Genomic DNA, 14,587 nt, shown 5'->3' with positions numbered 1-14,587 from the left:
GGGCCGGTTATGCGCCAGAGACTGGCGCAGCGCGGTTTCGACCGGGGCCCCCGGCTGTTTCGCGGGGGTGACGAAGGCACCTGGCGTGTTACGCCTCCATGAACTGCCCGCTGCCGGGCACACCGGTCGTTATCGTGGCGCAACCGGCGCCGGGCTCGCCGTAGCGACAGGCGGATGGGGGCATACGTGAACCGGCCGCGTACGGCCTCTCGATGACCTGGCATGGGGGAGCCGAGTCGGGCAGTTCGGGAGGACCGGCCGCGGCCGGGGCATGGGGTGGGGCGTGCCTCTCAGCCCGCGTCGGCGCTCTCCGGGAGGTCGACGGCGAGCTGTTCGGTGAGGTCGACGACGACGGAGAGGTCCCCGAAGTCCCGCACGGCCGCGCCGACCGTCTTGCGGATGCGGGTGTTGACCCGCTCCGAGCGGACCTTGCGGGCGGTCTCCATGGCCTGGGAGGCGTAGGCGCTGCCCCGCTCGGGCTCGCGCTGGAGGAGGTGCACGGTGGCCATGCCGATCAGGTTGAGCGCGTAGGACCGCTGGTGTTCGCCGTCCTTGGCGAACAGGTCGACGGCGCGCTCCATCAGCGGCTGGGCGAGCGAGGCGTAGGTGGGGCTGCGGCCGGCGACGTAGGCGAGGTCGCGGAAGGAGTGCGAGTTCTCGCCGTGCAGCTCGGCCTCGGAGAAGAACCTGATCCAGTCGGGGTCGGGCTCGTCCCAGTCGTCGGCGTCGGCGAAGGTGTCCTCGGCCATGCGGACGGCCCGCTTGCACTTGCCGGGCTGGCCCATGTTGGCGTAGGCGCGGGCCTCCATCGCATACAGCATGGACTGGGTGCGGGGACTGGCGCAGTCCCGGCTGCCGTACTGGGCGAGATGGACGAGTTCGAGGGCGTCGTCGGGGCGGCCGAGGTGGATCATCTGGCGGCTCATGCTGGAGAGCACGTACGAGCCGAGCGGCTTGTCCCCGGCCTCCTTGGCCGCGTGCAGGGCGAGCACGAAGTACTTCTGCGCGGTGGGCTGGAGTCCCACGTCGTACGACATCCAGCCGGCGAGTTCGGCGAGTTCGGCGGCGACCTTGAACAGCTTGCGGGTGGTGTTCTCGGGCTGGGGCTCCTGGAGGAGGTCGGTGACCTCGTGCAGCTGCCCGACGACCGCCTTGCGGCGCAGGCCGCCGCCGCACTGGGCGTCCCACTGGCGGAACATCTTGGTGGTGGACTCCAGCAGCTCCAGCTCGGGGCGGGAGAGCCGGCCGGGCCTGCGGGGTTCGTGCAGCGGGTCGGGCTCGGGCGGGGCCGGCGAGGAGGGGGTGGGGACCAGCCAGCGCTGCATGGGCTCGATGAGCGCGGGGCCCGCTGAGAGGCCGAGGGAGGTGCCGAGGAAGCCGCGCCGGGCGAGCATCAGGTCGCTGCGGGAGAACTCGCTGAGCAGCGCGACGGTCTGCGGGCCGGTCCAGGGCAGGTCGACGCCGGACGCGGAGGGCGACTGACGGGCGACGCGCAGGCCGAGGTCCTCGACGGAGACGACGCAGCCGAAGCGCTCGGAGAACAGCTCGGAGAGGATGCGCGGGATCGGTTCGCGCGGGTTCTCGCCGTCCAGCCAGCGGCGGACCCGCGAGGTGTCGGTGGAGATGTGGTTGGCGCCGAGCTGCCGGGCCCGGCGGTTCACCTGGCGGGCCAGCTCCCCCTTGGACCAGCCGCTGCGCACGAACCACGAGCCGAGCAGGTCGTTGGGGCGCTTGTCAGCGTTCGTCCCGCCACCGCCGTTGCCGCCCACTGGAACGCCCCCATTCCCTGAATCCACCTGTCGCCGGATGCGCCAAGCCCTATCAGAATGCCGGTGGACCGGGCCGCGCGTCCGGTGGTTCTCACCCTTCGAACGAGCTGACGACTTGCCTCCGGCATACCCATGAGTGCATGTGCCCCTGGGACTCGCACACTCACAGTAATCCCACGATCACCCTTCCAGCCACGGCGATCCCTGAAACGCCACCATTCGCCACCCCTTCGAATGAACTCACGATGACCACCGCGCGCTTCACTTGACACCGGACGTTCGACAGTGGGCGGAGGGAAGCGCATAGGGGCGCGCGAAGCCCCGTTCACCACCGTTCGTGCCGCGATGCGCCGCCTTGTCCCGGTAGAGGTGAGGGAAAGCGGGAGTCGAGGAGTCACGTTCCGCATCCCTCTCGCTCCGTTTCGTAACCACCGGCGCGCTGTACCCGTTGGAGGGGGCATGGGCTTCACGATCGGCGGCATCCGGGAGATCCGCTCCGGCACGCGTCGGCGCGGCCGCACGCCGGAATGCACCACGGCCGCCGAGTTCACCGGCCTGTGGGGCTGGGACGTGGTGCCGGGGGCGCGTGCCTCGGGCGGCGCCTGCTCCTGCGGGCGTGCCGACTGCCCGGAGCCGGGCGCGCATCCGCTGGACTTCGCGCCCCGGCTGCCGGCCGGGGCCACGCTGCACGAGGCGAGCCGGGCGTGGGCCGAGGTGCCGGGCGCCTCGGTGATGCTGCCGGTGGGCGGGGCGTTCGACGTGATCGAGGTGGCGGAGGCCGCGGGGCGCCGTGCGCTGGTGCGGCTGGAGCGGATGGGGCTGCCCCTCGGTCCGGTCACCGCGACCCCTGAGGGCCGCGCGCACTTCCTGGTCGCCCCCGGTACCGCCGCCGAGCTGCCCCACCTGCTCTACCGCATGGGCTGGGACGACCCCGGGGCGCTGGATCTGCGCGGCCTCGGTCCGGGTACGTACATCACCGCCCCGCCCTCCGACCGGGGCGGCCTCGGCCCGGTGCGCTGGCTCCGGCCGCCGGTGCTGGACGGGGCGACGCGCCCTCCGGCGGCCCGGCTGCTGCTGGGCACGCTGGCCTATGTGGCGCACCGCTCGGCCGCACCGGCGTAGCGCGGCGAACTCCTCGTACGGCGAAGCGCCCGTCCCCCGGTTCTGCTGGGGGCGGGCGCTTCGGCGTGGTCGCGGGCGGGGTGACGGGGGTCAGTCACCGAGGAGCGCGTCGACGAACGCCTCCGGGTCGAACGGCGCCAGGTCGTCGGGGCCCTCACCGAGGCCGATGAGCTTGACCGGGACGCCCAACTCGTTCTGCACGGCGATGACGATGCCGCCCTTGGCGGTGCCGTCGAGCTTGGTGAGCACGATGCCGGTGATGTCCACGACCTCGGAGAAGACGCGGGCCTGCACGAGGCCGTTCTGGCCGGTGGTGGCGTCGAGCACGAGCAGCACCTCGTCCAGCGGGGCGTGCTTCTCCACGACGCGCTTGACCTTGCCCAGCTCGTCCATGAGACCGGTCTTGGTGTGCAGACGGCCGGCGGTGTCGATGAGCACCACGTCCACGCCCATCTCCTTGCCCTCCTTCACCGCGTCGAAGGCGACGGAGGCGGGGTCGCCGGCCTCCGGACCGCGCACGGTGTAGGCACCGACGCGCTCGCCCCAGGTCTGGAGCTGGTCGGCGGCGGCGGCGCGGAAGGTGTCGGCGGCGCCGAGGACCACGCTGCGGCCGTCGGCGACCAGGACGCGGGCGAGCTTGCCGGTGGTGGTGGTCTTGCCGGTGCCGTTGACCCCGACGATCATCACGATGCCGGGCTTGCGGCTCTCCGGCTCGGTCTTGACCTCGCGGTCCATGTCGGTGCCGACAAGCTTCAGCAGCTCCTCGCGGAGCAGGCCGCGCAGTTCCTCGGGGGTGCGGGTGCCGAGCACCTTGACCCGCTCACGGAGCCGCTCGACCAGTGCCTGGGTGGGCTGGACGCCGACGTCGGCGGTGAGGAGGGTGTCCTCGATCTCCTCCCAGGTGTCTTCGTCCAGGTGCTCGCGCGAGAGCAGCGTGAGCAGGCCCTTGCCGAGGGCGTTCTGGGAGCGGGAGAGGCGGCTGCGCAGCCGGATCAGACGTCCGGCGCTGGGCTCCGGGATCTCGATCTCGGGAGCCTTCTCGGCGGCGGGGGGCTCCTCGACGGTGGCGGGGGCGCCGCCGCCCGGCAGGTCCACCTCCTCGATGGTCCGGCGTTCTTCGTCGCGCGGGGTCTCGGCCTCGTCACCGACGTGCGGTTCGGCCGGGGGCGCGGTCAGGTCGGGCTTCGACGGCGGGGGCGGCGGCAGCGGCTTCTTGAGCCTGCTGGTGATGAGGAGCCCGCCGAGCGCGCCGAGCACGACCACGGCGATGACTACAGCAAGGATGATGGTTTCCATAACCCGACCAGTATCGGCCATGGGGTATCCGACGAAAGGGCTTCCACGCTCCTGGCATTTCCTCCAGGAGACAAATGCCACAGGGGTGGTGGAGTCGGATTAAACTACGATGACTCCTGGCTCCGCTCCGCGCGTCGAGCCCGTCGTCCTCGTCCCCCACCGCTAGGACACTCCCCCTCCATGAGCAAGACGGCCGCGCGCGAGGGCGCGCTGGAAACCCGTGGCATCGAGCCGGTCCCCGATCACGAACGCACCGCGCGCACCCGCGGACTCTTCCCCACCTGGGTGGGGGCCAACATCAGCGTCCTGTTGCTCACGATGGGCGCGAGCCTGGTCGTGGCGTACCACCTGAACTTCTGGCAGGCCCTCGTGGTCGCGGCCGTCGCTCCCGTCATCTCCTACGGCCTGGTCGGGCTGATCGGGATCGCCGGCAAGCGCGGCGCGGCGCCGGGGATGGCGCTGTCGCGGGCGGTCTTCGGCCAGCGCGGCAATCTGCTGCCCGGTTCGCTGATCTGGGTCGCGCGCTGGGGCTGGGAGACGATCAACGCGGTGACCGGTGCGTACGCGCTGCTCACCATCCTGGACCTCGCGCTGGGCATCAAGGCCAACGGCGTGCTGGACATGGTCACGCTGCTGCTCTTCGTGATCGCCACGTTCGTGATCTCGGGGCTCGGGATCAACGCGGTGCAGAAGTGCAGCAAGTACGCGACGTATCTCTTCGGCGTCTTCTCGGTGCTGGTGCTGGCGTACCTGGCCGTGCACACCGACTGGTCGCGCGTCCTGCACGGCGGCGCGGGGTCGACGGCTTCGCTGATCACCGCGGTCGGCATGATCGCCGCGGGCGGGGTGAGCTGGATTCCGTCCGCGCCGGACTTCACCCGCTATCTGCCGCGTACGGCTTCCTCGCGGGCGATCGTCGGGCAGACCGTCGGCGGGGCGGGCATCGTCGTGCTGCCGCTGGTGCTGATGGGCGCGGTGATGGCGGTGGCTACGCCGGATCTGGCCTCGGCCTCCGACCCGGTGTCCTTCCTGGGCACGATCCTGCCGCTGTGGATCGCCGTGCCGTATCTGCTGATCGCGGTAGTCGGCATGCTGCTGATCAACTCGATGTCGATGTACTCGGCCGGCTTCACCGCCCAGACCCTCGGCTTCCGGGTTCCGCGCCACTGGGCGGTCTCCGTCAACGCGGTGATCTCGCTGGCGCTGGGCGGTGTGCTGATGCTGGTGGCGTCCAGCTTCATGGGCTCCTTCATCGCCTTCCTCTCCATGCTCGCGGTCGCCTTCTCCGCCTGGACCGGCGTCTTCGGCGCGGACATGCTCCGCCGCAAGGAGTACGACCCCCGCGCTCTCGCCGACACCACCCCCACCAGCGCCTACTGGTACCGCGCCGGCTTCTCCCCCGCCGCGGTCGCCTCCTGGGCCACCGGCCTGGTCTCCGGCCTCCTCTTCACCACGTCGGACTGGTTCACCGGCCCGCTGGCGAAGAACAACCCCATCGGCGAGTACGGCTTGGGCTGGATCGCAGCGATCGTCATCTCCGCCGCGCTGTACTTGGCCCTCCCGAAGCCCCGGATCACCCCCTCGACCCCCACCCCGGCTCCGGCCGAGGCCCAGATCCCGGCAACGGTCTGACCTCATCCCCGAAGGCCCCCTCCCCGGAGGGGGCCTTCGGCATGCGGTGCCCCGCGTGGCGGCGCCGCCGGCGCCAGGGCCGGAAGGCCGGTCGGACCGCTCCTCCGCCGCCCGGGAAGCCAGGGGGCTCACGGCCACCGGACCAGCGCCCCTGCCGACCAGGGCGGGGGCCGGACACCCGGCTCCGCCGACTGGACCGACGGCCCTGCCGACCAGGGCGGGGGCCGGACACCCGACTCCGCCGACTGGACCGACGGCCCTGCCGACCAGGGCGGGGGCCGGACACCCGACTCCGCCGACTGGACCGACGGCCCTGCCACCAGGGCCGGGGCCGAGGCCGTCAGCTTGTGCCGAGTACGCGGGTTCGAGGTGGTGCGTCGAATGCCCCCGCCACCAGGGGGTGGCCCGCAGTCACGGCGATCCAGCCAGGTCCCGGCACCCACGGCCGGTGCCGGGCGTGTCGACCCACGGCTGCTCCAGCCTCATGAAGCCGGCGCCGGTCGCCTGGCCAGGCTGACCGCGCTGTCGGTCGGCCCCCACGCCCAGCCTCACGGCTGGCCCGGCCGAAGGTGGCTGCCCGTCCGGCCAGGCCAAGGCCGGGTACGGAGGCTCGGAGGTTCCGTCGACCGCGTCGGCCGTGCGGGGCGTACGGCGGCACGGCGCGGACCCCGGGCCGCCGGGCGCAGGAAGCGAACCGGCGCCACCGGCCCGCGTACCCGTGGCAAGCGGGAACCCCGGCCCTCTGAGCACAGCGGATGGAGCCAGGCCCAGCGAGCAGCGCCCCGCTGGAGAGCCCGGCCACTCCATCGAACGCCGACCCGCACCCCTGGCGTCGGCCCGCCCCCCCCAGCCGCGCGCCAGCCCAAGCCCCCCGCGTCGTAAAACCCAGCCACCCAACAGGGCACCGGCTCATACCCACGGGCGTCGACCCCTCATAAGCGCACCAGCGAGGCACCGCCCCCGCACAGGCATCGGCTCCCCCATCCGCGCGCCGGCGCACACACCGGGCACCGGCCAGAACCCGCAACGCGCACCGCACCACCACCCCCAGAAACAACACCGCCCCCACCCCCGGCAGTGGCCGGGGTGGGGGCGGTGGAGGTGCGAGGAGAGGGGCAGCGGGGACTTGGCCCTTCTCCTCGGGTAATGGAGGGCGGTCAGCCCATCTCTTCCAGGGTCTTGCCCTTCGTCTCCTTCACGAACTTCAGGACGAAGGGGATGGAGAGCGCGGCGAAGATCGTGTAGATCACGTAGGTGCCGGAGAGGTTCCAGTCGGCCAGCGACGGGAAGCTCGCGGTGATGGCCCAGTTGGCGATCCACTGCGCGGACGCGGCGACACCGAGGGCGGCGGCGCGAATCCGGTTCGGGAACATCTCGCCGAGGAAGACCCAGACCACCACGCCCCAGGAGAGGGCGAAGAAGAGGACGAAGAGGTGGGCGGCGACGAGGGCGACCCAGCCCTGCGTGGCGGGGAGCTTGCCGTCGACGAGGTGGTACGAGAACGCCCAGGCTTCCAGCGCGAGACCGACGACCATGCCGACCGAGCCGATGAGGGCCAGCGGCTTACGGCCGATGCGGTCCACGAAGATCATGGCGATCACGGTGCCGACGATGTTGATGATCGACGTCGTGAAGGAGTAGAGGAACGAGTCGGACGGGTCGACACCGACCGACTGCCACAGCGTGGAGGAGTAGTAGAACGCGACGTTGATGCCGACGAACTGCTGGAAGACCGAGAGGCCGATACCCACCCAGACGATCGGCTTGAAGAAGAAGCTGCCACCGAGCAGGTCCTTGAAGGACGACTTGTGCTCGGACTTCATCGCGTGCTCGATCTCGTTGACACGCGCGTCGAGGTCGACACCCTTGCCCTCGACCTCGGCCAGGATCTCGCGGGCGCGCTCACGCTTGCCGATGGAGATCAGGAAGCGCGGGGACTCGGGGATCGCGAAGGAGAGCAGGCCGTAGAGGACGGCCGGGACCACCATGACGCCCAGCATGACCTGCCAGACCTCGAGGCCCATCAGCTTGCCGCGCTGGTCGCCGCCGGCGGCGTTCAGCAGGCCCCAGTTGACGAGCTGCGAGACGGCGATGCCGATGACGATCGCGGCCTGCTGGAAGGAGCCGAGCCGCCCGCGGTAGGCAGGCGGGGCGACCTCGGCGATGTACGCCGGGCCGATGACCGAGGCCATACCGATGGCGAAACCGCCGATGATGCGCCAGAAGGCGAGGTCCCACAGCGCGAACGGAAGGGCGGAGCCCACCGCGCTGACGGTGAAGAGGGCGGCGGCGATCTGCATGCAGCGGATACGGCCGATCCGGTCGGCTATGCGGCCGGCGGTGGCGGCACCGATGGCGCAGCCGATCAGCGCGATGGCGATGACCTGGGCGAGGGCGGCGGAGCCCACGTCATAACGGTCCCGGATGGCCTCGACGGCGCCGTTGATCACGGAGCTGTCGTAGCCGAACAGGAAACCGCCCATCGCGGCCGCGGCCGCGATGAAGATGACGTGCCCGAGATGTTCGGGGTGAGCCGTCCCGGCTCCTGGCTGGGGTGCCTGCGCTGTGCTGGTCACGTGTAACTCCTCGGGCCACGGCAACGCTGCCGGGTGGGGGCGAGCCCTTCCAGGTTCCAGTGGCGCACACCTTGGCGCCACTTACACCTGAAGGTAAAAGCAACGTTGCAGAGACTATGCCTTCAAGTTTCGAAGTCAATACCTGCATGCCTGTGACTTAAGAGATACGTACGCGTCGATGTTGTTCAAGAAGTAAACGCACACGTATGTGATCTTGGAAGCCGGCTAGCGCAGCCGCTGCGAGATGACCTTCGACACACCGTCACCCTGCATCGAGACGCCGTACAACGCGTCGGCCACCTCCATCGTGCGCTTCTGGTGCGTGATCACGACGAGCTGCGAACTCTCCTGCAGCTCCCGCATGATCCCGATCAGCCGCTGGAGATTGGTGTCGTCCAGGGCCGCCTCGACCTCGTCCATGACGTAGAACGGGCTGGGGCGGGCCTTGAAGATCGCCACCAGCATGGCGACGGCCGTCAGCGACCGCTCCCCGCCGGACAGCAGGCTCAGCCGCTTCACCTTCTTCCCCGGCGGCCGCGCCTCCACGTCCACACCCGTGGCCAGCATGTCGTCCGGGTCGGTCAGCACCAGGCGCCCCTCCCCACCGGGGAAGAGCCGGGAGAAGACGCCCTCGAACTCGCGGGCGGTGTCCCGGAACGCCTCGGTGAAGACCTGCTCGACCCGTTCATCGACCTCCTTCACCACCCTCAGCAGATCCGCCCGCGTCTTCTTGAGGTCCTCCAGTTGCTCACTGAGGAACTTGTGCCGCTCTTCCAGCGCCGCAAACTCCTCCAGCGCCAGCGGATTCACCTTGCCCAGCTGCTGGTAGGCCCGCTCGGCCGCCTTCAGCCGCTTCTCCTGCTCGGCGCGGTGGAAGGGGCGCGGCTGGTTACGGGGGTGCCCGGGGTCCTCCGGCAGCTCCTCACCCTCCGCCGGGAGCGAGGGCGGCACCGGCTGGAGGGGGCCGTACTCCGCGACGAGCCCCTCCGGCTCGACCCCGAGTTCGTCCAGCGCCCTGGCCTCCAGCTGCTCGATCCGCAGCCGCTTCTCCGCGCCGAGCACCTCGCCCCGGTGCACCGAGTCCGTCAACTTGTCGAGTTCCGCCTTGAGTTCGCGCCCCGTACCGCGCGCGTCGGCCAACTCCCGCTCGCGTACGGCCTTCGCGGCCTCGGCGGCGTCGCGCTCGCGCCGGGAGCGGGCGAGGGACACCTCAATGTGGGCCAGCAATTGCCGGGCACCGTCCGCGACCGCCCCGGCGACCCCCGCCTCGTGGCGCAGCCGGGCCCGCCGCCGCTCCGCACGCGCACGTGCCTCGCGCTCCGCGCGGGCGGCGCGGTCCAGCGAGTCGGCCCGCCCCGCGAGCCCCTTGACCCGCTCCTCGTGCGTACGGACCTGGAGGCGCGCCTCCATCTCGGTCTGCCGCGCGTTGGCCCCGTCGGCGGAGAGCCGGTCGCGTACGGAGGTGTCCGGCTCCTCCTCGGCCGGCATCTCCTCGGCGACGGCCAGCCGCTCGGCCAGCTCCTCCGCCTCGGCGACGGCCAGCTCCAGCGCCTCCCGCGCCCGCTCGGCGGCCGCCGCGGACCGCTCGGCCTCCCCCGCCGCCCCGCGCGCCTGCCCGGCGAGCCGCCCGAGTTGCTGGGCGACGGCCGACTTCTCCCGCTCGGCGGCCCGCCGCCGCTCCCCCAGCTCCTCCACGAGCGCCGCGGCATCGGCCCGTGTCCCGGCCGCCTCCTCCTGCACCCGCCCCAACTCCTCGCACCGCACGGCCAGCTCCGCCAGCGCGCCGGCCGCCTCGTCCACGGCCGCCTGCACCTCCAGCAGACTGGGCGCCCCGGCCGACCCGCCCTGCGCGAAGTGCGCCCCGAGCAGATCTCCCTCGGCGGTCACCGCGACCAACTCGGGCCGGGCGTACACCACCGCCTCCGCCTCTTCCAATGTCCCCACCACGACGACCCCCCGCAGCAGCCGCCGCACGGCCGGCATCAGCTCGAGGGGGGCTCGCACGAGGTCGGCAGCGAAGGGGTGCCCTCCGGGGGCGGGAGCGGAACTACCTTCCTCACCCGGCCCCGGTCCCCCCGCGACCAGCAGTGACGCCCGGCCCGCCTCCTCCTTGTGGAGGTGGCGGATCGCTTCGGCGGCTGCGGCCGGAGTCGTGACGGCGAGGGCGTCGGCGGAGGTGGCGAGGGCTGCGGCCAGGGCCGTTTCGTGGCCGGGAGTGACGGTGAGGAGTTCGGCGGCGGGGCCGAGGACGCCGGTGAGGCGGTCGCGGGCGGCGAGGAGGGCGCCGGTGCCGTCCTTGCGGCGCAGGCCCAGGGCGAGGGCGTCGTGCCGGGCGCGCAGCGCGGCCCGTTCGCGTTCGGCGCCGGTGGCGGCGTCGCGGGCGGCACCGAGCGCGGCCTCCGCCTCGGTGAGCCGGAGCCTGGCCGACTCGTACCGGTCCGCGAGGTCGGCGTCGTCCGCGTCGAGACCGTCGACCTCGGCCTTGAGGGTCTCGTACTCCTCCTGGGCGTGGGCCGCGCGTTCCCGGGCCTCGTCGCGGCCGGCGGCGAGGCGGTCGATCTCGGCCTGGGCGGAGGCGGCGCGGGAGCGGGCGGCGCCGACCTGGCCGGACAGCCGGGCGAGGCCCTCGCGGCGGTCGGCGATGGCCCGCGCGACATCCTTCAGGCGCCGTTCCTCGGCGGTGAGCGCGCGTTCGAGTTCACCGCGATGGGCCACGGTGTCGTCGAGGGCGTGCCGGGCCGCCTCCAGCGCGGCCTCCAGCTCGGCCTCCTGCTCGCGGACGCGCGCGGCCTCGCGCTCCAGGTCCTCGGGGTCGCGGCCGCGCCGTTCCTCGGGAGGCGCGGAGGTGGCGCTGCGGACGCGGGCCTCGGCGAGCGAGACGGTACCGCGTACCCGCTCGGCCAGTTGGGACAGCTCGTAGAAGGTCTGCTGGGCGCGCTGGAGGCGGGGGGCGAGCCGGCGCACCTCGTCCTCGAGGCGGGCCTCGCGCTGGAGGGCCTGGCGCAGTTCGCGCTCGGCCGTGTCCTTGCGTTCCTTCAGCGCGGCCTCGTCGGCGATCTCGGCGCCGAGCGCCTGGCGGAGCCGTACGAGGTCGTCGGCGAGGAGGCGGAGGCGGGCGTCGCGCAGGTCGGCCTGGATGACGGCGGCGCGGCGGGCGACGGCGGCCTGGCGGCCGAGCGGCTTGAGCTGGCGGCGGAGTTCGTCGGTGAGGTCCTGCACGCGCGCGAGGTTGGCCTTCATCGCGTCCAGCTTCCGCAGCGCCTTCTCCTTGCGCTTGCGGTGCTTGAGGACGCCCGCGGCCTCCTCGATGAAGGCGCGCCGGCCCATGGGGTCGGCGTGCAGCACGGAGTCGAGCTGGCCCTGGCCGACGATGACGTGCATCTCGCGGCCGATGCCGGAGTCGGAGAGGAGCTCCTGGATGTCCAGCAGACGGCAGGTGTCGCCGTTGATCTGGTACTCGCTGCCGCCGTTGCGGAACATCGTCCGCGTGATGGTGACCTCGGCGTACTCGATGGGCAGCGCGCGGTCGGAGTTGTCGATGGTGAGGGACACCTCGGCGCGGCCCAGCGGCGGACGGCCGGTGGTGCCGGCGAAGATGACGTCCTCCATCTTGCCGCCGCGCAGCGACTTCGCGCCCTGCTCGCCCATGACCCAGCTCAGCGCGTCCACGACGTTGGACTTGCCCGAGCCGTTCGGGCCGACGACGCACGTGATGCCCGGCTCGAAGCGGAGCGTGGTCGCGGAGGCGAACGACTTGAAGCCGCGGAGGGTCAGGGCCTTGAGATGCACGCATCCGGACTTTACCGGGCAGGCGGTATCTCACTCCATGAACACTCGCAACCCCACGGTTTCGCCCAAGTGCACGAAGGGCACATCATTTGTTGAAGAGGCTGAAAGGCTGCGCGGGGGAAAGAACTGAGGGACGCCGAAGCGTCCCTGTGGACTCGGACAGGCGGGCCTCGCCGTCCGGGCCTGGGTGGAGCGACTGCTGTCGTGGAGCGATGCAGTGATCAGGTGAGCGCCGGCTCCGCCTGGTGTGCGTCGATGCTCTCCATGATCCTGTCCTGAGAAGCGGCAGCCGCCAGTGCGTCGTTCTCCGACTGGATCCGAGTCAGCTCGGATTCCAGATCCTGTACGCGCTGCTGGAGCCGTCGCATCTCGGCGAGGAGTCGCGGGTCGGAGCCGCCGACGTAACCGAGAAGCGCCTTTGCCATGATGGATGGTCCTCCACACTGAGTGACCAACCGAAGCGGTTGGGTCGTGAGGGATTCGCACCCGGCATGCCTGGCACACGCTGGTGTTGCACTGCCGTTCGTCATGCCAAACAGCCAAGATGCGCGGGGCTTTCAGCGTCTCACCAAAAAGTTTGACGGTCAACACGATCACACCCCGTATTGGGGGGCGAACCCATGGCGCGCGGCCGGTGGACGGCGGCGCTGCTGCTTGTACGGGGCCCTCGGGGCGTGACGATCAGGTGTACTCGCGAGCCTGCCACGTGGAGCCGTTCTTGGCAACCACCAGCCTCTTTTCGCTCCGGGGGCCCCGCGCGGCACCCTGCGGAGAGGGTCCGGAAGGGTATCGGAGGCGCCGGGTCAGCGAATGGCGAAGCCGTCGTATCCCCCGCGGGGTGTGTCCCAGATCTCGGTGACACCGTCGACCCGTCCGGGCGTGTCGGCGCCCTGGAGCCAGTCGAGCAACCCCTCGCAGCCGTCACGGGGCCCCTCCGCGACCACTTGGACCCGTCCGTCGGCCAGATTGAGAGCAAAACCACTCAGCCCGCCGATCTCCAGCGCCCTGGCACGCGTGAACCAGCGGAAACCCACTCCCTGGACCTGTCCGCGCACCCAGGCCACCAGCCGTACTTCCTCACTCATGGCTGCAACCTAACCGCCCGATGTCCCGCGAGGCACACCCTGCCCCAGTGGCATGCGGTACCGTCCCGGTCCAATGACTCTCATCTGAAACTCACTCGAACGAGTGAGTTGGACCGGCCGGGGGGAATCCGCCGCGACCCGGCGTCGGCCGACCGACGAGAACGAGGAATGGGGCAGGGCATGGGACGCCATCGACGATCCGGCACCGCGACCACGGGGCCGGAGTCGTACGAACCCAGGGGCACCGCGTCGTACCAGCGGCCGCAGGCGTACGCGGCGACCGCGGCCCGCAGCACGGACTATCTGTACGCCACCGACGACGAGCGCCGGGCCCTGGAGGCCGACTTCGCCGCGACGGTGGGCTCGAAGCAGCGCGGCCACCGGCGCGCCAAGAAGGCCGCCACCCCGGTGCGTACGGGGCTGCTGGGCGTCTCCGCCGCCGTCGCCCTCGGCACGGCGGCCGTCGCCACCGGCGCGGTGCCCGGTCTGCAGAACTACCGGCTCGGCGGCGGCACCAGCAGCGGTCCCGGCGAGACCGTGCAGGCGGTGGGCGTCCCCGGCAACGCGGCCAGCGAGCAGGGCGGTGCCTCCGGCAGCGCGGACACCCCGAGCACCCCCGGCTCCCCCGCCACCGGCGGACAGCAGAGCACGACCCCGGCGTCCCCGGCCCCGTCCGCCCCGGCGTCGGCCCCCACCTCGCAGGCCCCGGCACCCACCACGCCGGCTCCGTCCAAGCCGGCCGCCGACCCCGAGCCCGACCCGAAGCCGGGCAAGTCGCATACCAAGGCGCCGGCCTCCGGGTCGAAGGCCCATGGGCCGAAGGCCCCCGAGGCCTCCGCCCCCGTCACCGTGTCCGCGCAGGCGGCAGCCGAGGCGGAGGTGCTGCGGCTGGTCAACGTCGAGCGGGCGAAGGTCGGTTGCACCCCGGTCGCGGCCGATTCGGCGCTCACCGAGCTCGCCGGGGCGCTCAGCGGCGACATGGCCGCCCGCGGCTTCTTCGACCACACCGATCCCGACGGCGCCACCCCCTGGGACCGCGCCGCGAAGGCCGGCATAAAGGGCCTCGGCGGCGAGAACATAGCCCGCGGCCAGACCGACGCCGCGGCCGTCATGGACGCCTGGATGAAGAGCCCCGGCCACCGCGCCAACATCCTCAACTGCGACTTCAAGACCCTGGGCGTGGGCGTCCACCTGGCCCCGGGCGGCCCTTGGTGGACCCAGGACTTCGGCTACTGACCCGCTGCTCACCCCGCACCCCGCCCACTAACCCCCGGTTAGTGCAACCTGGCGGTTAGCGCACCCCTCGCCTACCCTGACG

Annotated in this window: 9 protein-coding genes; 3 read left to right on the top strand and 6 right to left on the bottom strand. The window is 71.8% G+C overall.

Annotated features, from left to right (window positions below; genetic code table 11):
* Positions 1-290: 290 nt before the first annotated feature.
* Complete coding sequence (gene nsdA, locus E5082_RS04835) at positions 291-1,769, bottom strand: transcriptional repressor NsdA (protein WP_135789989.1); 1,479 nt, start codon at positions 1,767-1,769, stop codon at positions 291-293.
* A gap of 459 nt (positions 1,770-2,228) precedes the next feature.
* Between nsdA and E5082_RS04830 the strand changes: the two genes are divergently transcribed.
* A complete protein-coding gene (locus E5082_RS04830) occupies positions 2,229-2,891 on the top strand; it encodes a bifunctional DNA primase/polymerase (protein WP_135789988.1) in 663 nt (220 codons plus the stop codon).
* A gap of 90 nt (positions 2,892-2,981) precedes the next feature.
* Here E5082_RS04830 and ftsY read toward each other — a convergent pair whose 3' ends face one another.
* Positions 2,982-4,187: a signal recognition particle-docking protein FtsY gene (gene ftsY, locus E5082_RS04825; protein ID WP_135789987.1), complete on the bottom strand. Its 1,206-nt coding sequence runs from the start codon at positions 4,185-4,187 to the stop codon at positions 2,982-2,984.
* Positions 4,188-4,367: 180 nt separating this feature from the next.
* On the opposite strand from ftsY, the gene E5082_RS04820 reads away from it, so the two are divergent.
* Positions 4,368-5,819 carry a cytosine permease gene (locus E5082_RS04820; RefSeq protein WP_135789986.1) on the top strand — a complete coding sequence of 484 codons (1,452 nt, stop codon included), beginning with the start codon at positions 4,368-4,370 and terminating at the stop codon, positions 5,817-5,819.
* Positions 5,820-6,976: 1,157 nt separating this feature from the next.
* Here E5082_RS04820 and E5082_RS04815 read toward each other — a convergent pair.
* The 4 genes from E5082_RS04815 to E5082_RS04800 form a co-directional block, all read right to left on the bottom strand.
* A complete protein-coding gene (locus E5082_RS04815; RefSeq protein WP_135789985.1) occupies positions 6,977-8,395 on the bottom strand; it encodes a sugar porter family MFS transporter in 1,419 nt (472 codons plus the stop codon).
* A 225-nt stretch (positions 8,396-8,620) separates the two neighbouring features.
* The gene (gene smc / locus E5082_RS04810) at positions 8,621-12,184 is read right to left on the bottom strand and encodes a chromosome segregation protein SMC (protein WP_135789984.1); all 3,564 of its coding nucleotides are present in this window, start codon (positions 12,182-12,184) and stop codon (positions 8,621-8,623) included.
* Between the two features lie 221 nt (positions 12,185-12,405).
* Complete coding sequence (locus tag E5082_RS04805) at positions 12,406-12,609, bottom strand: hypothetical protein (protein ID WP_086694400.1); 204 nt, start codon at positions 12,607-12,609, stop codon at positions 12,406-12,408.
* Between the two features lie 378 nt (positions 12,610-12,987).
* Positions 12,988-13,269: an acylphosphatase gene (locus tag E5082_RS04800; protein ID WP_086694401.1), complete on the bottom strand. Its 282-nt coding sequence runs from the start codon at positions 13,267-13,269 to the stop codon at positions 12,988-12,990.
* A gap of 180 nt (positions 13,270-13,449) precedes the next feature.
* On the opposite strand from E5082_RS04800, the gene E5082_RS04795 reads away from it, so the two are divergent.
* Positions 13,450-14,505, top strand: coding sequence for a CAP domain-containing protein (locus tag E5082_RS04795; RefSeq protein ID WP_135789983.1), 1,056 nt, complete (start codon positions 13,450-13,452; stop codon positions 14,503-14,505).
* Positions 14,506-14,587 lie beyond the last annotated feature (82 nt).

It is taken from the genome of Streptomyces griseoluteus (assembly GCF_004784465.1).
Taxonomy (GTDB): Bacteria; Actinomycetota; Actinomycetes; order Streptomycetales; family Streptomycetaceae; genus Streptomyces; species Streptomyces griseoluteus.
Note: the sequence above shows the minus strand (reverse complement) of the source record. Positions and strands in the feature narration are given on the sequence as shown.

Excerpts from the sequence above, each read along its gene's own strand:
- E5082_RS04800 (WP_086694401.1), bottom strand. The coding sequence starts at position 13,269 with ATGAGTGAGGAAGTACGGCTGGTGGCCTGGGTGCGCGGACAGGTCCAG.
- ftsY (WP_135789987.1), bottom strand. The coding sequence starts at position 4,187 with ATGGAAACCATCATCCTTGCTGTAGTCATCGCCGTGGTCGTGCTCGGC.
- E5082_RS04795 (WP_135789983.1), top strand. The coding sequence starts at position 13,450 with ATGGGACGCCATCGACGATCCGGCACCGCGACCACGGGGCCGGAGTCG.
- E5082_RS04805 (WP_086694400.1), bottom strand. The coding sequence starts at position 12,609 with ATGGCAAAGGCGCTTCTCGGTTACGTCGGCGGCTCCGACCCGCGACTC.
- E5082_RS04830 (WP_135789988.1), top strand. The coding sequence starts at position 2,229 with ATGGGCTTCACGATCGGCGGCATCCGGGAGATCCGCTCCGGCACGCGT.
- E5082_RS04820 (WP_135789986.1), top strand. The coding sequence starts at position 4,368 with ATGAGCAAGACGGCCGCGCGCGAGGGCGCGCTGGAAACCCGTGGCATC.